The organism is Pseudomonas sp. 2995-3 (assembly GCF_002742565.1).
Classification (GTDB): domain Bacteria; phylum Pseudomonadota; class Gammaproteobacteria; order Pseudomonadales; family Pseudomonadaceae; genus Aquipseudomonas; species Aquipseudomonas edaphica.
Genome location: NZ_LJSB01000081.1, coordinates 13,686 through 36,643 on the forward strand (window position 1 = coordinate 13,686; position 22,958 = coordinate 36,643).

General features: G+C 61.8%; 18 protein-coding genes. 16 read left to right on the forward strand and 2 right to left on the reverse strand.

Going from position 1 to position 22,958, the window contains the following annotated elements; genetic code table 11:
* Nucleotides 1-195 precede the first annotated feature (195 nt).
* Entirely contained in the window at nt 196-2,604 is a 2,409-nt protein-coding gene (locus AOA62_RS03970; protein ID WP_017136527.1) for a glucose/quinate/shikimate family membrane-bound PQQ-dependent dehydrogenase, read from the forward strand.
* A gap of 72 nt (nt 2,605-2,676) precedes the next feature.
* Nucleotides 2,677-3,942 (forward strand): carbohydrate porin, encoded by a 1,266-nt coding sequence (locus tag AOA62_RS03975; protein WP_099547910.1) that lies wholly within the window; start codon nt 2,677-2,679, stop codon nt 3,940-3,942.
* Between the two features lie 50 nt (nt 3,943-3,992).
* Here AOA62_RS03975 and AOA62_RS03980 read toward each other — a convergent pair whose 3' ends face one another.
* The gene (locus AOA62_RS03980) at nt 3,993-5,174 is read right to left on the reverse strand and encodes a XylR family transcriptional regulator (RefSeq protein ID WP_017136529.1); all 1,182 of its coding nucleotides are present in this window, start codon (nt 5,172-5,174) and stop codon (nt 3,993-3,995) included.
* A 139-nt stretch (nt 5,175-5,313) separates the two neighbouring features.
* On the opposite strand from AOA62_RS03980, the gene xylA reads away from it, so the two are divergent.
* From xylA to AOA62_RS04000, 4 genes are all read left to right on the forward strand, one after another.
* A complete protein-coding gene (gene xylA / locus AOA62_RS03985; RefSeq protein WP_099547911.1) occupies nt 5,314-6,630 on the forward strand; it encodes a xylose isomerase in 1,317 nt (438 codons plus the stop codon).
* A 74-nt stretch (nt 6,631-6,704) separates the two neighbouring features.
* Nucleotides 6,705-7,706, forward strand: a complete 1,002-nt coding sequence (gene xylF / locus AOA62_RS03990; RefSeq protein WP_017136530.1) for a D-xylose ABC transporter substrate-binding protein — start codon at nt 6,705-6,707, stop codon at nt 7,704-7,706.
* Between the two features lie 5 nt (nt 7,707-7,711).
* Nucleotides 7,712-9,256: a D-xylose ABC transporter ATP-binding protein gene (gene xylG, locus AOA62_RS03995; RefSeq protein ID WP_169988318.1), complete on the forward strand. Its 1,545-nt coding sequence runs from the start codon at nt 7,712-7,714 to the stop codon at nt 9,254-9,256.
* Nucleotides 9,257-10,393 (forward strand): sugar ABC transporter permease, encoded by a 1,137-nt coding sequence (locus AOA62_RS04000; RefSeq protein WP_017136532.1) that lies wholly within the window; start codon nt 9,257-9,259, stop codon nt 10,391-10,393.
* Between the two features lie 64 nt (nt 10,394-10,457).
* On the opposite strand, the gene AOA62_RS04005 is transcribed toward AOA62_RS04000, so the two are convergent.
* On the reverse strand, nt 10,458-11,957 hold the full coding sequence (locus AOA62_RS04005) for a CoA-acylating methylmalonate-semialdehyde dehydrogenase (RefSeq protein ID WP_099547913.1): 1,500 nt from the start codon (nt 11,955-11,957) through the stop codon (nt 10,458-10,460).
* Nucleotides 11,958-12,066: 109 nt separating this feature from the next.
* On the opposite strand from AOA62_RS04005, the gene AOA62_RS04010 reads away from it, so the two are divergent.
* The 10 genes from AOA62_RS04010 to AOA62_RS04055 all read left to right on the forward strand — a co-directional run bounded on the left by AOA62_RS04010 (nt 12,067) and on the right by AOA62_RS04055 (nt 22,953).
* Nucleotides 12,067-13,005 (forward strand): LysR family transcriptional regulator, encoded by a 939-nt coding sequence (locus tag AOA62_RS04010; RefSeq protein ID WP_099547914.1) that lies wholly within the window; start codon nt 12,067-12,069, stop codon nt 13,003-13,005.
* A gap of 152 nt (nt 13,006-13,157) precedes the next feature.
* The gene (locus tag AOA62_RS04015) at nt 13,158-13,424 is read left to right on the forward strand and encodes an acyl-CoA-binding protein (RefSeq protein WP_099547915.1); all 267 of its coding nucleotides are present in this window, start codon (nt 13,158-13,160) and stop codon (nt 13,422-13,424) included.
* Nucleotides 13,425-14,033: 609 nt separating this feature from the next.
* Nucleotides 14,034-14,342 (forward strand): hypothetical protein, encoded by a 309-nt coding sequence (locus AOA62_RS04020; protein ID WP_099547916.1) that lies wholly within the window; start codon nt 14,034-14,036, stop codon nt 14,340-14,342.
* A gap of 512 nt (nt 14,343-14,854) precedes the next feature.
* Entirely contained in the window at nt 14,855-16,720 is a 1,866-nt protein-coding gene (locus tag AOA62_RS04025; protein WP_099547917.1) for a 3-dehydroquinate synthase, read from the forward strand.
* 5 nt (nt 16,721-16,725) lie between these two features.
* Nucleotides 16,726-17,595, forward strand: a complete 870-nt coding sequence (locus tag AOA62_RS04030; RefSeq protein WP_099548035.1) for a UbiA family prenyltransferase — start codon at nt 16,726-16,728, stop codon at nt 17,593-17,595.
* Complete coding sequence (locus tag AOA62_RS04035) at nt 17,592-18,275, forward strand: EboA domain-containing protein (protein WP_099547918.1); 684 nt, start codon at nt 17,592-17,594, stop codon at nt 18,273-18,275. Before AOA62_RS04030 ends, AOA62_RS04035 begins: the two co-directional genes overlap by 4 nt.
* Before the next feature lie 32 nt (nt 18,276-18,307).
* Nucleotides 18,308-19,192 carry a TatD family hydrolase gene (locus AOA62_RS04040; protein ID WP_099547919.1) on the forward strand — a complete coding sequence of 295 codons (885 nt, stop codon included), beginning with the start codon at nt 18,308-18,310 and terminating at the stop codon, nt 19,190-19,192.
* The gene (gene eboE, locus AOA62_RS04045) at nt 19,189-20,409 is read left to right on the forward strand and encodes a metabolite traffic protein EboE (protein ID WP_099547920.1); all 1,221 of its coding nucleotides are present in this window, start codon (nt 19,189-19,191) and stop codon (nt 20,407-20,409) included. Before AOA62_RS04040 ends, eboE begins: the two co-directional genes overlap by 4 nt.
* Complete coding sequence (locus AOA62_RS04050) at nt 20,399-21,835, forward strand: alkaline phosphatase family protein (protein WP_099548036.1); 1,437 nt, start codon at nt 20,399-20,401, stop codon at nt 21,833-21,835. The genes eboE and AOA62_RS04050 overlap by 11 nt, the downstream gene beginning before the upstream one ends.
* A complete protein-coding gene (locus tag AOA62_RS04055) occupies nt 21,814-22,953 on the forward strand; it encodes a hypothetical protein (RefSeq protein ID WP_099547921.1) in 1,140 nt (379 codons plus the stop codon). Before AOA62_RS04050 ends, AOA62_RS04055 begins: the two co-directional genes overlap by 22 nt.
* Nucleotides 22,954-22,958: the final 5 nt, after the last annotated feature.

Consider the following 22,958-nt stretch of genomic DNA (forward strand, 5'->3'; position numbering starts at 1 on the left):
GCATCGCAGGCAAGCCAGCTCCCACAGTTGGTTTTTGTCGCTGGGGACATCTGTGTTCGCATCGGCGCCCTGCGAACCGGGGTTTTGCTGTTGTACCCACATTTGTAAAAGACTATTACGCAGCACAATGTACTAACTGGTTACTTATATTGCTAAAATCGCGTCTTTGCCCTCTCACCTTCGAGTCCTGTCGACATGAAAAGAGCATCGCGCGCCGCTGGCGCCTCTAGATTTCTCCTGCTGGGCCTGGGCGTGGTTATCGCCCTGCTCGGCGTAGCGCTGGCTGTGGGCGGCGCCAAGCTGGTCAGCCTGGGCGGTTCCTGGTACTTCCTGGTCGGTGGCGTGGCCATGGCCGTTTCCGGCATGTTGATCGCGCGGCGCAAGCCGGCGGGCGCCTGGCTGTTCGCCGCGTTCCTGGTTGGCACCGCCGTGTGGGCGATTGCGGACGTGGGCCTGGTGTACTGGCCGCTGTTCTCGCGGCTGTTCATGTTTGCCGTGATCGGCCTGGTGGTGGCGCTGGTGTATCCGCTGCTGGCCGGCCGACCGGCGCGTGGCGCCTATGGCGTTGCCGCCGTGCTGGCCGTCGGCGTGGCGGTGGCGGCGAGCAATATGTTCGTTGCACACCCAAGCGTTGCGCCCACCGGCAAAGGCCCTGGCGTCACGCCAGTGGCCGCCGCCGATGCGCAGAAGGACTGGGCGCATTACGGCAACACCGAAGGCGGCAGCCGTTTTGCGGCGCTGGACCAGATCAACCGCGACACGGTCAATAAGCTCAAAGTGGCGTGGACCTACCACACCGGCGACGTGGCGATCAGCGACGGCAACGGTGCCGAAGACCAACTGACGCCCCTGCAGATCGGCAACAAGGTATTCATCTGCACCCCGCACAACAACCTGATCGCCCTGGATGCCGACACCGGCAAAGAGCTGTGGAAGAACGAAGTCAACGCCAAATCGGCGGTCTGGCAGCGTTGCCGTGGCATGGCGTATTTCGATGCCACTGCGCCGATTGCCCAGCCAACCCAGCCAAACAGCTCGCCGATCATTGCTGCCAGCGTACCGGCCGGGGCGCAATGCCAACGCCGCTTGCTGACCAACACCATTGATGCGCGCCTGATCGCGGTGGATGCCGACACCGGCAAGTTCTGCGAAGACTTCGGCACCCACGGCCAGGTGGACCTCAAAGCCGGCCTGGGCAATGTGCCCGACAGCTACTACCAGCTCTCCTCTGCGCCCTTGATCGCCGGCACCACCGTAGTGGTCGGCGGCCGCGTGGCAGATAACGTGCAAACCGATATGCCCGGCGGTGTGATCCGCGGCTTCGACGTGATCAGCGGCCAGATGCGCTGGGCCTTCGACCCGGGCAACCCCGAAGACAAGCAGGCCCCGGCAGCCGGCAGCACTTATGTACGCAGCACGCCGAACAGCTGGGCACCGATGTCTTATGACCCGCTGATGAACACAGTCTTCCTGCCGATGGGCAGCTCGTCCACCGACATCTACGGCGTTGAACGTACCCAACTGAACCACAAATACGGCGCTTCGGTGCTGGCGCTGGACGCCTCTACCGGTGCAGAAAAGTGGGTGTACCAGACCGTCCACAATGACCTGTGGGACTTCGACCTGCCGATGCAGCCGAGCCTGATCGACTTCACCCCACCGGGCAGCGACAAGGCCGTGCCGGCGGTGGTGATCGGCACCAAGGCCGGGCAGATCTATGTGCTCGACCGCGCCACCGGCAAGCCGCTGACCGACGTGAAGGAAGTACCGGTCAAGGCCGCCAACATTCCCAACGAGCCTTACTCGCTGACCCAGCCTAAATCGGTGGGCATGCCGCAGATCGGCGCGCAGACGCTGACCGAATCGGACATGTGGGGCGCCACGCCGTTCGACCAATTGCTGTGCCGTATCGACTTCAAGGGCATGCGCTACGAAGGCCTGTACACCGCGCCGGGCACGGATAAATCGCTGAGTTTCCCGGGCTCTCTGGGCGGCATGAACTGGGGCAGTATTTCCACCGACCCGGTGCACGGCTTTATCTTCGTCAATGACATGCGCCTGGGCCTGTGGATCCAGATGGTGCCGTCGCAGAACAAGGCCCAGGCCGCGTCCGGTGGTGAAGCGCTGAACACCGGCATGGGCGCCGTGCCGCTCAAGGGCACGCCGTATGCGGTGAACAAAAACCGCTTCCTGTCCGTGGCTGGCATCCCGTGCCAGGCACCGCCGTTCGGCACCCTGACGGCCATCGACATGAAGACTCAGCAGATCGCCTGGCAAGTGCCGGTGGGCACTGTTGAGGACACCGGCCCGCTGGGCATCCGCATGCACCTGCCGATCAAGGTCGGCCTGCCGACGCTGGGCGGCACCTTGTCGACCCAGGGCGGGCTGATCTTTATCGCCGGCACCCAGGACTTCTACCTGCGCGCCTTCAACAGCGGCAACGGTGATGAAGTCTGGAAAGCCCGCCTGCCAGTGGGCAGCCAGGGCGGCCCGATGACCTATGTCTCGCCAAAAACCGGCAAGCAGTACATCGTCATCACCGCCGGCGGTGCTCGCCAGTCCACTGACCGTGGCGACTACGTAATCGCCTACGCCCTGCCGTAACGCCCCTCTGTTCGCGCGGTGCTCTCCTGCACCGCGCGCGCCTTTCTATACATGCCGTTTGGAAGACCCCGCATGACCCTCACTTCTCCTATGCCCTTCGGCCGCCTGGCGCTGGGCCTGGCTTTGGCTGCCGCCCTGCCCGTTCAAGCCGACGACACTACCCTGACCGGCGACTGGGGCGGCCTGCGCCGTGAACTCGACGATCAAGGCATCCGCTTCACCGGCGACTACAGCGGCGAGACCGCCTACAACGCCGACGGCGGTCAACACCGCTCGGCGCGCTACTCGCAAAACATCAAGCTCGGTGTGCAGTTCGACCTCGGCAAGCTCTACGGCTTCACCAACGGCGACCGCATTCAGCTGACCATCAACGACCGGCGCGGCAACAGCGCCTCCGAAGACCTGGTAGGCAACCGCCTGCCGATCCAGGAAAACTATGGCGGCCTCTACACCCGCCTTACCGAGCTGAGCTACGAGCGCACGCTGTTCACGCCCGCGCTGAACATCAAGCTCGGTTACATGGCGATGGGCAACGACCTCGGCGGCCTCGACAGCGGCATCCTGTGCAACTTCATGAACGCCGGTTTCTGCGGGCACCCGCTGAACATGTCCGGCGGCAGCGGCTGGACCAACTACCCGAATGCACGCCTGGGTGCGCGGGTGAAATACGACTTTTCGCCAAACTGGCAGCTGCGTGTGGCGGCATTCAATGTCGACCCCGACAGCAACGGCAACTCCAGCCGCGCCTGGCGCCTGGACCCCAAACACACCACCGGCACCGTGGTGCCGATCGAGCTGGTGTACAAACACGCGGGCACGCTGCCGGGTGAGTACAAGCTGGGTTATTACTACGACAGCTCCGATGTGAAGCGCATCGGCAGCAACAAAGACGTGAACGGTCGCGGCGGTCACTACCTGCTGATCGACCAGGCCGTCTGGGCCTCCAGCACATCCGCAGGCCGTGTGCTGCACGCTTTCGGCCAATACTCGGCCGCCAGCGAAGCCGCCTCGCCGTTCAGCAAGTGGTATGGCGCGGGCGTGGTGCTGTACAAGCCGTTTGAAGGCCGCCCACGCGACACAATCGCCTTGGGTTATGGCCGTGCGGTGCCCAACCCACGCAGCCGTGACGTGCAGGAGTTGGCGGCGTTCAATGCGGGGACGGACTACCCCAACCTGAACAATGCCGAGCAATTGATCGAACTCAGTTATGGCTACCAGGCCACGCCGTGGCTGACGCTGCGCCCGGATGTGCAATACATCATCGAGCCTGGGGCGTTCTCCGGTGAGAGCATCGATAACGCGCTGGTACTGGGGTTGCAGGTCAAAGCCGTATTCTAAAAGCATGAAATGAGGATCGTTCCCACGCTCCGCGTGGGAACGATCTCACTTCAAGGAACACTTGCGCCATGCTGGTACTCGCGCGGCGTACAGCCAAACTCTCGCCGAAACACTGTATGCAGGTACTGCGCCGATTTGAAGCCGCAACCCTGGGCAATGTCGGCGATCGCCAGGGCGTGGTTTTCCAGGCCCTTGGCCGCCGCCGCAAGTTTGAAGCGCAGAATCTCGTCATGCACGCTGCACCCACGCACCTTGCGAAAGTGCGACTCCAGGGATGAACGCGACACCCCCACATACGCCGCCACCTGCGCGGTCTTGATGCCCTGGCAGGCGTATTGGCGAATAAACAGCAACGCCTGCATCACATACGGGTTGCCCAACGGTTGATGCAGGCTGGAGGCCTGCACATTGATTGCATCCGGCGGCACCAAAATCTGCGTGCCCGCGCAGGGTTTGCCGTGCAGCATCTGGTGCAGCAACGCGGCGGCCGTGCGGCCCATGGTTTCGGTACCCTGGATGACCGAGCTGAGCGGCACGCGCGTGAGGGTGCGGGTCAGCGGGTCATTGTCGATGCCGATCAACGCGACCTGTTCCGGCACGGCGATGCCGGCGGTGAGGCAGGCTTGCAGCAATTGCCGGGCGCGGGCGTCGGTGACGGCGATGATGCCGATGGGCTTGGGCAAGGCTTGCAGCCAGGCGATTTGCTGCTCCACCGCGCTGTCCCACAGCGGCGCACTGGTGCCCAGCCCACGGTAAACCTCAACCTGCAAACCATCGCGTTGCATCAGGCGGCGAAAGGCTTTCTCGCGCTCCTGCGCCCAGCGGTTGGCCTGGGCTTCGGGCAGGCTGAAGCAGGCAAAGCGGGTCAGCCCCGCCTCAATCAAATGTTCGTACGCCAACTTGATCAGTGCATGGTTATCGGTGGCCACATAGGGAATGCCCTTGGGGTAGGCGCGTGCATCCTGATAGGAGCCGCCCACTGCCACCACCGGCAAATGAATATCGGCCAGCGCCTCACCGATCAGCGGGTCATCGAAGTCGGCAATGATGCCGTCGCCCTGCCAGCGCTCGATGCCTCTTAAACGGCACAAAAAGTCTTCCTCCAGAAACAAGTCCCAGGACACACGCGTGCTGCTCAGGTAATTGCCGATGCCGGTGATGATGCCGCGATCGTAGATTTTGCTGCCGTTGAACAACAGGGCAATGCGGTGCACGGGCGGTAGGGTTTTCATTGTTTTTATCCTGGGGCCGGTCGCTACAGACTAGCCCTGGCTGGTCAAAATCGCACTACGTCTTGGTGATTTTCATAATCGGCAGTCCCGATGCCGTTGCTAGTATCGGGGCACCGCCAAGAACAATAAGGAAAACACCATGCCGTACTTCCCAGGTGTCGAGAAGGTTCGCTTCGAAGGCCCCAACAGCGACGCCCCTCTCGCCTTTCGCCACTACGATGCCAACAAACTGATCCTCGGCAAGCCCATGCGTGAACACCTGCGCATGGCCGCCTGCTACTGGCACACCTTCGTGTGGCCGGGGGCGGACATGTTCGGCATGGGCACCTTCAAGCGCCCGTGGCAGCGCAGCGGCGAGCCGATGGACGTGGCCATCGGCAAGGCTGAAGCGGCGTTCGAGTTTTTCTCCAAGCTGGGCATTGATTACTACAGCTTTCACGACACCGATGTGGCGCCCGAAGGCGGCTCGCTCAAGGAATACCGCAACCACTTCGCGCAGATGGTCGACCACCTTGAGCGCCATCAGGAACAAACCGGTATCCAGTTGCTGTGGGGCACCGCCAACTGCTTCAGCCACCCACGCTTTGCCGCTGGCGCCGCCAGCAACCCGGACCCCGAGGTATTCGCCTACGCGGCCGCTCAAGTGTTCAGCGCGATGAACGCCACCCAGCGCCTCAAGGGTGCCAACTACGTGCTGTGGGGCGGTCGCGAAGGCTATGAAACCCTGCTCAACACCGACCTCAAGCGCGAGCGCGAACAACTCGGGCGTTTTATGCGCATGGTGGTCGAGCACAAGTACAAGATCGGCTTTAAGGGTGACCTGCTGATCGAACCCAAGCCCCAGGAGCCGACCAAGCACCAGTACGATTACGACAGCGCCACGGTGTTCGGCTTCCTGCATGAGTTCGGCCTGGAACACGAGATCAAAGTGAATATCGAGGCCAACCACGCCACCCTGGCCGGGCACAGTTTTCACCATGAAATTGCCACCGCCGTGTCCCTGGGGATTTTCGGCAGCATCGACGCCAACCGCGGCGACCCGCAGAACGGCTGGGACACCGACCAGTTCCCCAACAGTGTCGAGGAGATGACCCTGGCCACCTATGAAATCCTCAAGGCCGGGGGCTTCAAGAACGGCGGCTACAATTTTGATTCCAAGGTGCGCCGCCAGAGCCTGGATGAGGTTGACCTGTTCCACGGGCATGTCGCCGCCATGGATGTGCTGGCCCTGTCTCTGGAGCGTGCGGCGGCCATGGTGCAAAACGACCGATTGCAGCAGTTCAAGGACCAGCGTTATGCCGGCTGGCAGCAGCCCTTGGGCCAGGCGGTGCTGGCCGGTGAGTACAGCCTGGCATCGTTGGCCGAGCACGCGTTTGCCCATGAGCTGAACCCGCAGGCTGTGAGCGGCCGTCAGGAGATGCTCGAAGGCGTGGTCAACCGGTTTATCTACACCTGACCGCCTGCTCGCCACAGGTACGGTACATTCATCAAATCAGTGTCTTTCCAACAACAATAAAAGGACGCACCACCATGAAAGCATTCAAACGTACCCTGCTCGCCACTGCCCTGGCCCTGCTCGCCCTGCCGGTGATGGCCGACTCGGCCCACCCGAAAATCGGCTTTTCCATCGACGACCTGCGCCTGGAGCGCTGGTCCCGCGACCGCGATTACTTTGTCGCCGCGGCCGAAAAGCTCGACGCCAAGGTGTTTGTGCAGTCGGCCGATGCCAACGAGCAGAAGCAAATCTCGCAGATCGAAAACCTCATCTCTCGCGGCGTTGACGTGATCGTCATCGTGCCGTTCAACGCCACCGTGCTGACCAACGCCGTCGCCGAAGCCAAGAAGGCCGGGATCAAGGTGGTGTCCTATGACCGCCTGATTCTCAACGCCGATATTGACGCCTATATCTCCTTCGATAACGAAAAAGTCGGCGAGATGCAGGCCAACGGCGTGCTGCAAGCGGCGCCCAAGGGCAATTACTTTTTGCTCGGCGGCGCGCCCACCGACAACAACGCCAAAGTGCTGCGCGAAGGCCAGATGAAGGTGCTGCAACCGGCCATCGACAAGGGCGATATCAAGATTGTCGGCCAGCAATGGGTCAAGGAATGGAACCCCACCGAGGCCCTGAGCATCGTCGAAAACGCCCTGACCCGAAACGACAATAAGATCGATGCCATTGTGGCCTCCAACGACGCCACCGCCGGCGGCGCGATCCAGGCCCTGGCCGCGCAGAAACTGGCAGGCAAGGTGCCGATTTCCGGCCAGGACGCCGACCTCGCCGCCGTCAAGCGCGTGATCGACGGCACCCAGACCATGACCGTGTACAAGCCTCTCAAGCTGATCGCCACCGAAGCCGCGAAGCTCTCGGTACAGCTTGCGCGTAATGAAAAACCTACCTACAGCTCGCAATACGATAATGGCAGCAAAAAAGTCGACACCATCCTGCTCACGCCGACCCCGCTGACCAAGGCCAATATCGACCTGCTGGAGAAGGATGGTTTCTATACCAAAGAGCAGATTGCCGGGCAGTGACCGCCATGGCCGACTACTTGCTGCAAATGAACGGCATCGTCAAAACGTTTGGCGGTGTCAACGCTCTGAACGGCATCGATATCAAGGTACGGCCGGGGGAATGCGTCGGCCTGTGCGGTGAAAACGGTGCCGGCAAATCCACCTTGATGAAGGTGCTGTCGGCGGTCTACCCGTATGGCACCTGGGAAGGGGAAATACTCTGGGACGGGCAGCCGCTTAAAGCCCATTCCATCAGCGAAACCGAGGCCGCCGGCATCGTTATCATTCACCAGGAACTGACCCTGGTGCCGGACTTGTCGGTGGCCGAAAACATCTTCATGGGCCACGAATTGACCCTGCCCGGCGGGCGCATGAACTACCCGGCCATGCTGCAGCGCGCCGAAGCGCTGATGCGCGAACTCAAGGTGCCGGACATGAATGTGGCGCTGCCGGTGTCGCAATACGGCGGCGGTTACCAGCAACTGGTGGAAATCGCCAAGGCGCTGAACAAACAGGCGCGCCTGTTGATCCTCGACGAGCCCTCCTCGGCCCTGACCCGTTCGGAAATCGAAGTGCTGCTCGACATTATCCGAGGTCTCAAGGCCAAGGGCGTGGCCTGCGTGTACATCTCTCACAAGCTCGATGAAGTGGCGGCCGTGTGCGACACCATCGCAGTGATTCGCGATGGCAAGCACATCGCGACCACGGCCATGGCCGACATGGATATCGCGCAGATCATCACGCAGATGGTCGGCCGCGAGATGAGCAACCTTTACCCCACCGAGCCCCATGCAGTCGGTGAGGTGATTTTCGAGGCGCGCAACGTCACCTGCTATGACGTCGACAACCCCAAGCGCAAACGCGTGGACGATGTTTCTTTCGTGCTCAAGCGCGGGGAAATTCTCGGCATTGCCGGGCTGGTCGGTGCCGGGCGCACGGAACTGGTGTCGGCCTTGTTCGGCGCCTACCCCGGCCGCTACAGCGCCGAAGTATGGCTGGACGGCCAACTGATCGACACGCGCACGCCGCTCAAATCGATCCGCGCCGGGCTGTGCATGGTGCCCGAAGACCGCAAGCGCCAAGGCATCATTCCCGACTTCGGCGTGGGCCAGAACATCACCCTGGCGGTGCTCGACCGCTACGCGCATATGACCCGCATCGACGCCGAGGCCGAGCTTGGCAGCATCGACCAGCAAATCGCGCGCCTGCACCTCAAGACCGCCAGCCCGTTTTTGCCGGTCACCAGCCTGTCCGGTGGCAACCAGCAAAAGGCCGTGCTGGCGAAAATGCTCATGGCCAAGCCACGGGTGTTGATCCTCGACGAGCCCACACGCGGCGTGGATGTGGGCGCCAAGTATGAGATCTACAAACTGATGGGCGCGCTGGCCGCCGAGGGTGTATCGATCATCATGGTCTCCTCGGAACTGGCCGAAGTGCTGGGGGTTTCCAACCGCGTGCTGGTGATTGGCGACGGCCAGTTGCGTGGAGACTTCATCAACCAGGGGCTCACCCAGGAACAGGTGCTCGCCGCTGCGCTCAGCCAACACAATAAGAATGGGAAAACCGCGTAGATGAACCAGGTCAAACACCTTTTTACCCGCTACAAAATGCTCGCCCTGGTGATCGCAGTGGCGATCATCTGGGTGTTTTTCAGTTGGCAGACCGAAGGCGGCTTTCTCACGCCGCGCAACCTGTCCAACCTGCTGCGGCAGATGTCGATCACCGGGATCCTGGCGTGCGGCATGGTGCTGGTGATCATCAGCGGCGAGATCGATTTGTCGGTGGGTTCACTGTTGGGGTTATTGGGCGGGCTGGCGGCGATTCTGGACGTGGTCTACCACATTCCGCTACTGGCCAACCTGAGCCTGGTGGCGCTGTGCGGTTTGATGATCGGCCTGGCCAACGGCTACATGACCGCCTACCTGCGCATCCCCTCGTTCATTGTCGGCCTGGGCGGCATGTTGGCGTTTCGCGGGATTTTGCTCGGCATTACCGGCGGTACCACCATTGCGCCGGTGTCGCCGTCGCTGGTGTATGTGGGCCAGGGGTATTTGCCGCATGCCGTCGGTGTGGGGCTGGGCGTGTTGCTGTTTGCCTTGACCCTGTTCCTGACCTGGAAGCAACGGCGCAACCGCGCACTGCATGGCCTGGCGGCGCATTCGTTGGTGCGTGACCTGTTGCGCGTGGCTGTGATCGGCGCAGTGCTGGCCGGCTTCGTCACCACCCTCAACAGTTACGACGGCATCCCCGTGCCGGTGCTGCTGTTGCTGGTGCTGCTCGGCGTGTTCAGCTACGTCACCAGCCAGACCGTGTTCGGCCGTCGCGTTTACGCGGTGGGCAGCAATATGGAAGCCACACGCCTGTCGGGCATCAACGTGCAGGCGGTAAAACTGTGGATCTTCGGCATCATGGGCGTGATGTGCGCCCTCGCCGGCCTCGTCAACACCGCGCGCCTGGCTGCGGGTTCGCCGTCGGCGGGCAATATGGGCGAACTGGATGCGATTGCCGCGTGTTTTATCGGCGGCACCTCCATGCGCGGCGGCTCGGGCACGGTGTATGGCGCGTTGCTCGGCGCGCTGGTGATTACCAGCCTGGATAACGGCATGTCGATGCTGGACGTGGACAGCTACTGGCAGATGATTGTGAAGGGCAGCATTCTGGTGCTGGCGGTGTGGGTGGATGTGAGTACGCGGACGGGGCGGCGCTGACAGGGTCGCGCCAATGTGGGAGCTGGCTTGCCAGCTCCCACCATTGACCTGCAGTGTATTTAAGTTATTTCGACACCGGCATCGCAAACTCCGCGCCCTGCTCAATGCTCTCCGACCAGCGCTGCATGATCGACTTCTGCTTGGTGTAAAAACGCACACCTTCCGTGCCGTAGGCATGCATGTCGCCAAACAGACTCTTCTTCCAGCCACCAAAGCCGTGCCAGGCCATCGGCACCGGAATCGGCACGTTGATGCCGACCATGCCCACTTCGATGCGCCGGGCGAATTCGCGGGCGATGTTGCCGTCGCGGGTGAAGCAGCTGACGCCGTTGCCGAACTCGTGGTCGTTGACCAGCTTGATCGCCTCGGCAAAGTCATTCACGCGCACGCAGGCCAGCACCGGGCCGAAGATTTCTTCGCGGTAGATGCTCATGTCTTGGGTCACGTGGTCGAACAAGGTCGCGCCGAGCCAGAAGCCGTTTTCCAAGCCTGCCTCGGTTGGCACGTAATCACGCCCGTCGAGCAGCAATTGCGCGCCGGCTTGCACGCCTTGTTCGATGTAGCCGCTGATGCGTTCCAATGCGGCGCGGGACACGATCGGGCCCATTTCAGCCTTCAAATCGCGGCCGTCGGTGATGCGCAATTGCTTGGCACGCTCGGTCAAGGAAGCGATGACTTTGTCACCCACATCGCCTACCAACACGGCGACGGAAATCGCCATGCAGCGCTCGCCGGCACTGCCGTAGGCGGCGCCCATCAGCGCATCCACGGTTTTTTCGATGTCGGCGTCGGGCATCACCACCATGTGGTTTTTCGCGCCGCCCAGGCCTTGTACGCGCTTGCCGTTGCGCGCGCCGGTTTCGTAGATGTATTGGGCAATCGGCGTGGAGCCGACGAAGCTCATGGCCTTGACGTCCGGGTGTTCGAGCAGGGCATCCACCGATTCTTTATCGCCCTGCACCACGTTGAACACGCCTTTGGGCAGGCCGGCTTCACGCAGCAACTCGGCCATGAACAGCGAGGCGCTCGGGTCGGTCGGGCTTGGCTTGAGGATAAAGGTGTTGCCTGCCGCAATGGCAATCGGGTACATCCACATCGGTACCATCACCGGGAAGTTGAACGGCGTGACGCCGGCAACCACGCCCAGCGGCTGGCGCATCGTCCAGTTGTCCATACCACGGGAAACCTGGTCAGAATGCTCGCCCTTGAGCAGGTTGGGAATGCCGCAGGCGAATTCCAGAATATCGATGCCACGGTCAACTTCACCCTGGGCATCGGTGAAGACTTTGCCGTGCTCGGCGACGATGATGCGCGCCAGGTCGTCCTTGCGTTCACGCAGCAAGTGCAGGTACTCGAACAAAACGCGAGCGCGGCGGATTGGTGGCGTATCGGCCCAACCGGCGAACGCGGCCTGGGCAGCGGCGACGGCTTCACCGACGGTCTGGCGGCTGGCCAGGGCGACGCGGCCGGTGATTTCGCCGGTGGCTGGGTTGTAGACGTCCTGATAGCGATCATCGCGGCTCACGCGTTGGTCGTTGATGTAGTGCTCGATCGTACTGGTCATGGCAGGTGATCCCAGGTGGGTAGCGTTGAGGCACACGATAGGCTTTCAGTTTGTTCCAAACCAGAGCAGAATCCTGAACTTATTGTCCTTGCAAGCGAACAATAGCATCATGGAAAAATCCGAGATCGAAGGGCTGTGGACCCATATTCACTGGTTGTCGGTGCTGGAGGAGCAAGGCACCTATACCGCCGCCGCAGCGCGCCTGGGGGTGAGCAAGTCGGCCGTCAGCCAGCGCATCTCGGACCTGGAAAAGGCCACCGGCACCCGCCTGGTCACCCGCACCACGCGCAGTGTGCGGCTTACCGATGCGGGGCTGTCGTTGACCCGCGAAGTGCGCAGCGCCTACGAACATATCGCCCGCAGTTTCTCGTCGGTGCGCGACTCGGCCGGAGAGATTCGCGGGCTGGTGCGCCTCACCGCGCCGGTGGCGTTTGCCCGGCAGCAGTTGGTGCCGCATCTGTCGGAATTCCTGCAGCAATACCCGCAAGTGCGTATTCAACTGGACGTGTCGGATGCCCTGAGTTCACTGACAGCCGAAGGTTACGACCTGGCGGTGCGCCACGGCTTTCAGGTGCCAGAAACCCACGTGGCCTGGAAGTTGTGCGACACCGGCTCGGTGCTGGTCGCCACCCAGGACTACCTGCAGCGCCACGGCGAACCCCGCGAGCCTGCCGACCTCAGCGCCCACAACTGCCTCTACTACCCACGCGGCGCCGACCAGCCGGCCTGGACATTCGAGCGCGGCGGCAAAAAAGTCGAACGCGTCACCGTGCCCATCGCCGGCAGTTTTTCCACCAACAACAGCGAAGCCCTGCGCGACTCGGCGCTCAACCACCTGGGCATCGCCCTGCTCCCGGACTTCAGCGCCCAGGCGGCGCTGGCCAGCGGCACGTTGGTGCAAGTGCTCAAGGGCTGGACGCTCAAGGGCGCGTTTGCCGATGAGATTTACTTGATCCGCCCGTATTCGCCCCATGTGCCGAAGTCGGTGAGTGCGTTGGTGGGGTACCTGAAGGAGAAACTGTCGGGTGGGTTTCGGTTTGTGGGATGAGGCGAGGTTGCGCGAATAAATCAGCGCCATTAAGCGTGGCGCTTATAGCCAACAGGTATTGATAACTGTCATTTATACCAGGCGTATCGTTTACGCCTGCCACTTACTATTTGAAGCGCACACCTAACCCGGTTAAATACCTTGGAGGCACCATGAGCATTGCAGATTTCGACTCAGCAGTGGAAGCGGTCAAACGGTTATCAAAACGACCAGCCGACGATGAACTTGTTGAACTGTATGGGTTATACAAACAATCCACACAGGGTGACAATGACTCTGCAAGGCCTGGCTTCACTGATTTTGCAGGAAAAGCTAAATGGGAAGCTTGGAACAAACTAAAAGGTACGTCACAACGTGAGGCCCAAAATAGGTATATCGAATTAGCGAATAGCCTGATCAACCGAGAGAGCACCTCATAAGGGTCGGCCACCACACTCAATTGCAGTGAAATGCTCGCCAGCCCCGAACGCGCGAAGATCCTGATGGTGTGGCATTTGCTGGAGCTTGCCCGCACCACGGTGGATCGCTCTATCGAGTGCCTGAAACCTGCAAAAGCAATGGCTTAAACACGGTCAAAAATGTGGGAGCTGGCTTGCCTGCGATAGCGGTGTATCAGACAGAAAATTAGGTGCAGATATACCGCTATCGCAGGCAAGCCAGCTCCCACATTGGATCGTGTGGCTGCTGCTCCGTGTGGCTGATCAGTCAGTGGCCTTTCGACATGGTTTGTAAAGGGCCAGCAAGGCGCGTCCCTTTTAATTGCAGGACGTTTCCTAGACAATCCCTGCCGCCTTGTGCCTGTTGGAATCGATGGCTAGTCTGCGATCCGTCACTGCTCATCAGTGATCGGGTTTAGTCGCCCGGTTTCAGAACAGGCGCATCGTCCTCCGAAGTTTATGGTGGCTGTGCGCAGGGCGCCTTCGGGCGCGCCGGGTTCCTGTTCTGACCGGTCGACTAACCTGCGTACAGCCGCCACCCTCGTTTAGTCGCGAAGCGTGTCGGCTCCTTGACCAGACAGGTACTAAACGATGAAGAAAATTGTTCCCGACCCACCCCGCAATTGCGCCAAAGACCGCGCCGCCTTCAACCGCGCCCTCGACCATTACCTGCCCACCCCCGGCGTTCACAGCGTGATCGAAGACCTGAGCTTTGAAGACGCCTTGCTCTACACCGCCAGCCTGCTCGACAGCGCTTCGGCCACCACACTCAATTGCAGTGAAATGCTCGCCAGCCCCGAACGGGCGAAGATTCTGGCGGTGTGGCATTTGCTGGAGCTTGCCCGCACCACGGTGGATCGCTCTATCGAGTGCCTGAAACCCACCAAGGCAATGGCTTAAACGCGGTAAAAAAATGTGGGAGCTGGCTTGCCTGCGATGGCGGTATATCTGCACCTGATTTTCTAACTTATACACCGCTATCGCAGGCAAGCCAGCTCCCACAATTGACCATCGTCGCACCCACTAAACGGAATAGTTCTCGACAACTACGCGCGCATAAACTTGTTATAGCCAGCCGCAATAATTAACCAAACAAACCCCACCGTTATGTAATCAACTTGTTACTTTCAAAGCCCCTCACCAACAGCTTCTTGACGCCGACAAAAAAGCCATACAACTAATTGTAAATATTGAATAATCATCGCCACTCCTGCTCCACTCAAGCGCCCTTTTTAAACTCCCGCCCGCACAAACTTGCAAAACAACCACAACCGGCTACGTTCATGAATACCGTGAAAGCCATCAGCCATTACGCACAAAACCTGCCAGCCAGGTGAGGGGTTTTATTGCTCTAAAAACGGCGCAAACACAGACACGGAACTTAAGTCTCAATACTCAAAAGGGATGCTTTGATGAAGCGCAGCCGGTGGTATCGTGCATGCTCGAAAAAGGCGCCAGCCGAACACTTTTGGCTGTCATTGGTGTGCTTTTCTGCGCTGGTGATTGCCAGCTTTCTGTTGTTTGAACAACAAATCCAAGACTTCCTGATTCACCTCAACCTGTACCAACCGTCCTCGCCTGCCCAGGCGTTCAACCTGGCCCTGCTGCTGGTCGCCCTGCTCGCGCTGGACGTGGTGTTGCCGGTGCCGTCGAGCATGGTGGCGTTGCTGGCGGTGGCCATGCTCGGCAGCATTGGCGGTTACCTGGTGATTTTTATCGGTCTGTGCCTGGGTGCAGGCTTGGGGTATGCGTTGGGCGCCGGTTATTTTCGTTTGCTGTCCGGCCGCCTTGGCTTGCATCAGCGCTCGCCCGGGCAGTTGGCGTACCGCTTGGGCACGCTGTCGTTGATTTGCCTGCGCGGTGTACCGGTGCTGGCGGAAACCTCGGTGGTGGCCGCCGGGATGCAGCGCTACCCGCTGCGGGCCTTTTTGCTGATCACCACGTTGGCCAATGCCGGCCTGGCGCTGGCCTACACGGCCATCGGCACCTTCCTGATCGAGCAGAATTCATTGCTGGTCACGGTGCTGGCCAGCATGGTGTTGCCGCTGGCGTTTGTGGCGATTTACAGCCTGCTCAAACGCAAGCCAAGTGGGGATCAGCCTCTGCGTGGGCGGTTCACGGTCGCTTATGACTACCCGGTGATCTTCACCGACCACCTGTTCGACCCGCACAACCCATGCTTGCACCAGCAACTCACCGCAGCGCACAGCGGCCAAGTGACAGTGATGGTGTTCGCCGACGAGCAACTGCTGCACAGCGCGCCCGCGTTGCGCGACCAGATCGACGCCTACTTCGCGGCCCATGCCGATCTGCAGTTGCTCGCCGCGCCCATCGCCGTACCGGCCGGTGAATTGAGTAAAACCTCAGAGGTGTTGCAGCAGCTCTACAGCGACATGCTGCAACACGGCCTGGACCGGCATTGCTACGTGCTCGCCCTGGGCGGCGGCGCGGTGCTGGATTCGGTGGGTTACGCCTGCGCGACCTTCCACCGGGGCATTCGGCTGATCCGCATCCCCAGCACAGTGCTGGCCCAGAACGATGCCGGTATCGGCGTCAAAAACGGCATCAATGCCTTTGGCCAGAAGAACCTGCTCGGCGCGTTCTACCCCGCCACCGCCGTGATCAACGACTTCCAGTTGCTCACCAGCCTCACCCGCCGCGACCAGATCGCCGGGCTGGCCGAAGCGGTGAAAGTGGCGCTGATCAAGGACGCCGCGTTCTTCGAGTGGATGGAAGCCAATGCCAGCGCCCTCGCCCACTTCGACCACGCGGCCAGCCGCTACGCGATTCGCCGTTGCGCCGAGCTGCACCTGGGGCATATCACCGGCGCCGGTGACCCGTTCGAGCGCGGTAACGGCCGCCCGCTGGATTATGGGCATTGGGCCGCGCACAAACTGGAAAACCTTAGCCACCACCGGCTGCGCCATGGCGAAGCAGTAGCCGTGGGCATGGCGCTGGATGGGCTTTACGCGAACGCACTGGGCCTGTTGAGCGATTCCGAAACTGAGCGGGTGATGAGCCTGCTGCACACGTTGGGCTTCAACCTGTGCCCGCCGGAACTGAGTGTGACCGACGCACAGGGCCGCTCACCGCTGTTGCTCGGCCTGGAGGAATTTCGCCAGCACTTGGGCGGGCAACTGTCGATCCCCATGCTCACCTGCATCGGCCAATCGGTGGACCTGCATGCAATCGACAGCGCAAAAATGCAAACGGCGCTGCAACGGCTGGCGGCCCACAGCAGCCCGGCACTGGCGGCCACCGAGGACTACGCGCGATGAGCCCGATGAAAACCTGGATGACCCTCGGCCGCGTGTCCAACCTGCCGACGGTGTGGACCAACACCCTGGCCGCCGCCCTGCTCGCCAGCAGTGCCGGGGCCTTGGCGCCGCCCTCCTCGCTGGTGTGGGTGCTGCTGTTGACCACCTTGTCGCTGCTGTACCTGGCCGGCATGTTCTTGAATGACCTGCTGGATGCCGACTGGGACGAGCAACACCACAACCCGCGCCCCATTACCCTGGGACTTGCCAGCCGTCAACAAGTCGGCCTGGCCACAACCTTGCTGCTGGTACTCGCGGCAGCGGCGGTGCTGGGCCTGAGCCGCTTGATCGACACGCCGCATTGGTTGCTCGGCGGCGTGGTGCTGCTGGTGGGCTGCATCTTCGGCTACAACCTGCTGCACAAAAAATATGCGCACAGCGTGTGGCTGATGGGCGCCTGCCGCTCGGCGCTGTACCTCACCGCCGCCGCCAGCCTGGCGGTGCCGCCGGAGCCGATCTGGCTGTGCGCGATTCTGCTTGGCGTGTACATCAGCGGCCTGACCTACCTGGCCCGCCAGGAGCACCGCAACCAACTGATCAGCCGCCTGCCGCTGCTGTTGATGCTCAGCCCGCTGGCCCTGGCGCTCTACTCCAACAACCTGTGGTTCTGGCCGGTATTGCTGCTGTGGCTGGGCTGGTTGGGCTGGCATTACTGGAAACACCTGGCCCACCCGCAACAGCACCAGGTGCGCGCGTTTATCGGCGCAGGTTTGGCCGCTCTGCCGTTGTTCGATGCACTGGTGCTGGCGGTGGCCAATCAGCCATTGGGCAGCCTGGTGTGTGTGCTGGTGTTTTTCCTGCTTCCCCACTTTCAGCGTTGGATCAAGCCGACATGAACATGCGCCCGGATAACCTCGCCGACCTTCGCTTGAGCCTCACCCAACGGCTGGATGCCACGCAGCTGCATTGGTGGTTGCAGGCACATGCACAGCTTGAAGAACAACCGCATGCTTCAACGGCGGCGCTGCTGTGCGACCAGTGCAAACGCCAGTTGCCTGCCGCCGTTGTCGCGCCAGCCCGGGCACTGGTGGTGGCCAAGGCGCTGGAACACACGCCGGCAGACGATCACCTGCCGCTGCTGCGCCAACTGTTCCTGTGGGGCGATGACCAGGAAAAAATCGCCCTGCTCAGCGCCCTCGACTGGCTCGACCGCGACGGGCTGTGCCTGGAGCTGGCGTTGCAGGCCGGGCGCACCAGCAACCCGCAGGTGTTTGCCGCGCTCGCCCTCGACACCGCCTACCCGTCACGTCATTACCCGGAACGCGCCTTTCACCAACTGGTGCTCAAGGCGCTCGGCATGGGCCTCGACATCGGGCGCCTGGTGAACCTGGCGCAACACCACAGCGTGACCCTCAACCAGCTCGCCCTCGACCTGCTCGACGAACAGCTCGCGGCCTCACGCACCGTGTCCCCAGGCTTACCCAAAGCGATCGCCTTTGACCTGCTCAGCCCGGCGCAACTACAGCGCTTGCGCGGCCTGCGCCTGCCGCCCGAATGGCACGCCAACCTGAACTGATGCACATCGCCTTCCCTTGACGAGGATTCACCATGCTCAAGTACTTCGATCCGCATATCCATATGGTCAGCCGCACCACCGACGACTACCAGAACATGGCCGCCGCCGGCATCACCGGGGTCATCGAACCGGCATTCTGGCAGGGCCAGGCGCGCACCAGCCTGGGCAGTTTCGTCGACTATTTCGACACGCTGCTGGGTTGGGAACGCTTTCGCGCGAGCATGTTCGGCATCCATCACTTCTGCACCATCGGCCTGAACCCCAAGGAGGCCAATGACCTGTCGATTGCCAATGAAGTGCTGGAGATTCTGCCGCGTTACCTGGTCAAGGATGGCGTGGTGGCGGTGGGTGAAATCGGCTACGACGACATCACCCCCGAAGAGGACCGCTTCCTCGCCGCGCAACTGGAACTGGCCAAGCAATTCAACCTGCCGGTGCTGGTGCACACGCCGCACCGTGACAAGATCGGCGGCACCAAACGCACCCTCGCCGTCATCCGCGAAGTGGGGATTGCCGAACACCTGGTAATCATCGACCACCTCAACGAACTGACCTTGCCGCTGGTGCTCGACAGCGACTGCTGGCGCGGCCATTCGATCTACCCCAACACCAAGATGTCGGAGCAGCGCATGGTCGCGTTGCTGCAGGAATACGGCACCGAAAAAATGGTGGTCAACAGCGCGGCGGACTGGGGCATCAGCGACCCGCTCAAGGTGCCCAAGACCGGCCAGGCGATGCTCGCGGCCGGCTTCAGTGCAGCCCAGGTGGAACAGGTGCTGTTCCATAACCCGGTGGATTTTTTTGCCCAGAGCGGCCAACTCGACAAGGCCCTGGTGAGCACGCCGCTGCCCATCGACCAACGCAAGCAATGGCAAGAAAACTCGGCCCTGCGTGGCCAGGACCCGGTGGTCAAATGAGCGCCGCCAAGGGCTGGGCGGCCAGCCAGATCGGCTATTGCAGCAATGTACACCCGGCACGCGACCTGGCCGGGCTGCGCGCCTCCATCACCGAGCATTTTCAGGGCGTGCGCACCTTGCGCGGGCTGGCCCAACAAGACAGCGGCCTGTGGATCTGCGCCCAGGCGGCGGCGCAATTACAGCACGCCCCTGCGCGCACGCAGTTTGTGCTGTTACTCAAGCAAAGCGGCGTGCGCCTGACCTCACTGAACGGTTTTCCCTATGGCGACTTCCACCAGGGCGCGGTGAAGGCCGAGGTGTATTTGCCCAGTTGGGCCGACCCGCAACGGCTGGCTTACAGCCTGGACCTGGCGCGCATCCTTGCCCACGCCCTGCCCGACGATTGCCGCCAAGGGGTGATTTCCACGGTGCCGCTGGGCTATGCCGCAACCTGGAGCAAAGCGCGGCAACTGCGCGCCGATGAACACCTCAGCCAACTCACAGCCGCACTTGCCAGGCTGCACCACAAAACCGGCAAGAAAATTGTGTTCTGCCTGGAGATGGAGCCCGACTGTGTGCTGGAAAATACCGAGCAGACCCTCGCATTCTTCCAGCACCGGCAGGCCATGGACCCGAACCATGCCTACCTGGCGCTGTGTTTTGATGTGTGCCACCAAGCGGTGATGTTCGAGGATTGTTATCAATCCCTGGAACGGCTGCGTGCCGCCGGCGTGCCGGTGGGCAAGGTCCAGCTGTCCAATGCGATGATCTGCCACTTGCCGCCCGACGATGCCGTTCGGCGCGAAGCCGTGCTCGACACCCTCGCAAGCTTTGCCGAAGCCACCTACCTGCACCAGGTCAAGGCACTCGATGCACAGGGCCGTCGCGTGGCCTGGGCCGATCTGCCGGCGGCATTGCAAGGTTGCACCGGGTTCGCTGAACTGCGCATTCACTTCCATATCCCGCTGTTCAGCGAACACTTGCTGTTGCCCGAGCTGCGCGGCAGCCAGGCGGCCCTGGCCCAGACCTTCGACTACCTGGCCGCCCACACTGAGTTCCGCCCGGTGCTGGAGGTGGAAACCTACAGCTGGGGCGTGTTGCCCGCGCAACTGCGGCCCACCACGCAACAGGCGCAGCTGGAAGGCATCGCCGCCGAGCTGCGTTGGGTCGAGAGCCAATTGCGCCAGCGCAACCTGCTGCAAACCCTGATGCAGGAGGCGTATGCCGATGCGCTCTGAGCAACCGCTGCTGCTGATCAATGTGGTCGGGCTGACGCCGTCGCTGCTGGGCGAGGCGACGCCGCAGATCAACGCGCTGCTCAAGACCGCCAAGATGGCCAGCCTGCAACCGGTGTTCCCTGCCGTGACGTCCACGGTGCAGGCCTCGATCCTCACCGGCGCGCCGCCGTCGCAGCATGGGATCGTCGGCAATGGCTGGTACTTTCGCGACCAGGCCGAAGTGCGTTTCTGGCTGCAACCCAATGCGCTGATCCAGGGCGAAAAGGTCTGGCACACCCTCAAGCGTGAAATGCCGGGCTTTCGCTGCAGCCAGTTGTTCTGGTGGTACAACATGTACGCCGATGTGGACGCCTCCATCACACCGCGCCCGCATTACCCGGCCGATGGGCGCAAGCAATTTGGCCTGTATTCGTCGCCGCCCGGGTTGCATGAGCAGATCGAGGCACAGATTGGCGAGTTCCCCTTCCATGGTTTTTGGGGGCCGGCGGCGGGCATCGCGTCGAGCCGCTGGATTGTCGAGTGCGCCATGGCCGAGTTCCAGATCAGCCGGCCGCACCTGCAATTGATCTACCTGCCGCACCTTGATTACAGCTTGCAGCGCGTGGGGCCTGAGCACCCGTCGATTGCTGATGAAGTGCGCGCCATCGACCACGAAGTCGGGCGTTTGCTGGCCTTCGCCGAGGCCCAGGGTGCGGCGGTGATGCTGCTGTCTGAGTACGGCATCGAAGCCGTCGCGCAGTCGGTGTCGATCAACCGCGTGCTGCGCGCCGAAGGCCTGTTGCAGGTGCGCCAATCCTTGAGCTGGGAACTGCTCGACCCCGGCGCCAGCGCGGCGTTTGCGGTGGCGGACCATCAGGTCGCGCATATCTACGTAAAGCACGCGCAAGACATCCCGCGCGTCAAAGCCCTGTTGCAGCGCCAGCCCGGCATCGAGCAGGTGCTGGACAAAGCCGAACAACGCGTTTGGCAGCTCGACCATCCACGCAGCGGCGAGCTGGTGGCCGTGGCCGCCGCCGGGTTCTGGTTCGATTACTACTACTGGCTGGACGAACGCAAAGCGCCGGATTTTGCGCGCACCGTGGACATTCACCGCAAGCCCGGCTACGACCCGGTCGAGTTGTTTATCGACCCGGCCATTCGCTTGCCCAAGCTCAAAGTGGCGCGCCGCCTGCTGCAAAAAAAGCTCGGTTTTCGCTACTACATGGACCTGATCCCACTGGACACAGGGTTAGTCCGTGGCAGCCATGGTCGTCTGCCCAGCAGTGCGCAGACCGGCCCGCTGCTGATCACCAATTGCGACCTGGCGTTGCCGCAGCAACTGGCGGCGACGGCAGTCAAGCAACTGCTCCTGGAGCACTTCCTGGGGCGCCCTCACCTCGAACTGGCGAATGCCAAGGAGCTTTCATGCGGCGAGCCTTATCTATAACGGTCCTGAGCGCACTGGCCGGATTGGCCCAGGCACAGGACCCCACCCCCTTCGATTGCAGCAACTTTCTGCAGTTTGGAGGCAATCTCGACGCCACCCGGGCCGCCTTCACCCAAGGCCCCGACACCCTCGCCTGGAACTGGTTTGCCTGCCTGAACCAGCCTGCCGGCGCACAAAGCCCTGACCGGGTCTGGGAAACCCTCAAACCGTCAGACCAGGTCTACCTGCCTAACGGCGCCCAACCGCTGCCGTATGGCCAAAGCGTGCCGCCACCCGCCGCCGTGCTGAGCCAGGCCCAGGCGATGGGCATGAACCCCAACCGAATCTTGCATAACCTCAACGCCACGCAACAGGTGGACGGGCTCATCCTGCAAATGGGCGGCCAGGTGCCGGCAGCCGAGAAAGGCCAGCCGGTGCGCTTCCAACTGCTGATGGGCCAGGACACGTTCGAGTACATCGTGCAGCAGAAGGTCTACAACGTGAACGGCCAGGCCGCACTCACCAGCGACCTGAACTTCCCCTCCACCGCCTGGGAGCTGAAAGCCGCGTGGTTGTGGATCGGTAACGACACGGCCTACCAGCAACAACTGGCCAGCCAGGGTTACTACATTGCCCAGGCCTACTACCAGCAGGGCAAGCAGTATCAGGTTGGCTATGCGGCGCTGAGCGGCTTGCATGTGATCAACAAGCTGAACCCCGATTGGGTGTGGACCACCTTCGAAAACCGTAACAACAGCCAGTACACGGTGACCAACGCCGCACCCGCCGCGCCGATGACCAACAGCACCGGGCCAACAGCGGCGGCGCAGCCGGTGAACGCCACCTTCCAGGCTCAATACCCGGCGTTGGCGCAGTACGAGCTGATAGGCGTGCAATCCAACACCACGCCAACGTTACTGGCCAACTCCCAGCTGGAATCGGCGTTCCAAAGTGAATCTTCATGCTTTGCCTGCCATGGCACCGCGGCCTATTCGCCCAAGCAGGGCTACTTCAATTTCGCCTTGAACAAAGACGGCGGCATCGTCTACCCCACCGCGCCGTTGCCCGCCTCCGACTTTGTCGGCTACCACAAACTGGACTTTGTCTGGTCGCTCAAACGCGCCCAGTGGCAACGTTAAGGAGC

Coding starts and splice junctions, on each gene's coding strand:
- xylA (WP_099547911.1), top strand. CDS start 5,314: ATGCCGTACTTCCCAGGTGTCGAGAAGGTTCGCTTCGAAGGCCCCAAC.
- AOA62_RS04050 (WP_099548036.1), top strand. CDS start 20,399: ATGCGCTCTGAGCAACCGCTGCTGCTGATCAATGTGGTCGGGCTGACG.
- AOA62_RS04025 (WP_099547917.1), top strand. CDS start 14,855: ATGAAGCGCAGCCGGTGGTATCGTGCATGCTCGAAAAAGGCGCCAGCC.
- eboE (WP_099547920.1), top strand. CDS start 19,189: ATGAGCGCCGCCAAGGGCTGGGCGGCCAGCCAGATCGGCTATTGCAGC.
- AOA62_RS04055 (WP_099547921.1), top strand. CDS start 21,814: ATGCGGCGAGCCTTATCTATAACGGTCCTGAGCGCACTGGCCGGATTG.
- AOA62_RS03980 (WP_017136529.1), bottom strand. CDS start 5,174: ATGAAAACCCTACCGCCCGTGCACCGCATTGCCCTGTTGTTCAACGGC.
- AOA62_RS03970 (WP_017136527.1), top strand. CDS start 196: ATGAAAAGAGCATCGCGCGCCGCTGGCGCCTCTAGATTTCTCCTGCTG.
- AOA62_RS04015 (WP_099547915.1), top strand. CDS start 13,158: ATGAGCATTGCAGATTTCGACTCAGCAGTGGAAGCGGTCAAACGGTTA.
- AOA62_RS04035 (WP_099547918.1), top strand. CDS start 17,592: ATGAACATGCGCCCGGATAACCTCGCCGACCTTCGCTTGAGCCTCACC.
- AOA62_RS04040 (WP_099547919.1), top strand. CDS start 18,308: ATGCTCAAGTACTTCGATCCGCATATCCATATGGTCAGCCGCACCACC.
- AOA62_RS04000 (WP_017136532.1), top strand. CDS start 9,257: ATGAACCAGGTCAAACACCTTTTTACCCGCTACAAAATGCTCGCCCTG.
- AOA62_RS04030 (WP_099548035.1), top strand. CDS start 16,726: ATGAAAACCTGGATGACCCTCGGCCGCGTGTCCAACCTGCCGACGGTG.
- AOA62_RS03975 (WP_099547910.1), top strand. CDS start 2,677: ATGACCCTCACTTCTCCTATGCCCTTCGGCCGCCTGGCGCTGGGCCTG.
- AOA62_RS04010 (WP_099547914.1), top strand. CDS start 12,067: ATGGAAAAATCCGAGATCGAAGGGCTGTGGACCCATATTCACTGGTTG.
- AOA62_RS04005 (WP_099547913.1), bottom strand. CDS start 11,957: ATGACCAGTACGATCGAGCACTACATCAACGACCAACGCGTGAGCCGC.
- xylF (WP_017136530.1), top strand. CDS start 6,705: ATGAAAGCATTCAAACGTACCCTGCTCGCCACTGCCCTGGCCCTGCTC.
- AOA62_RS04020 (WP_099547916.1), top strand. CDS start 14,034: ATGAAGAAAATTGTTCCCGACCCACCCCGCAATTGCGCCAAAGACCGC.
- xylG (WP_169988318.1), top strand. CDS start 7,712: ATGGCCGACTACTTGCTGCAAATGAACGGCATCGTCAAAACGTTTGGC.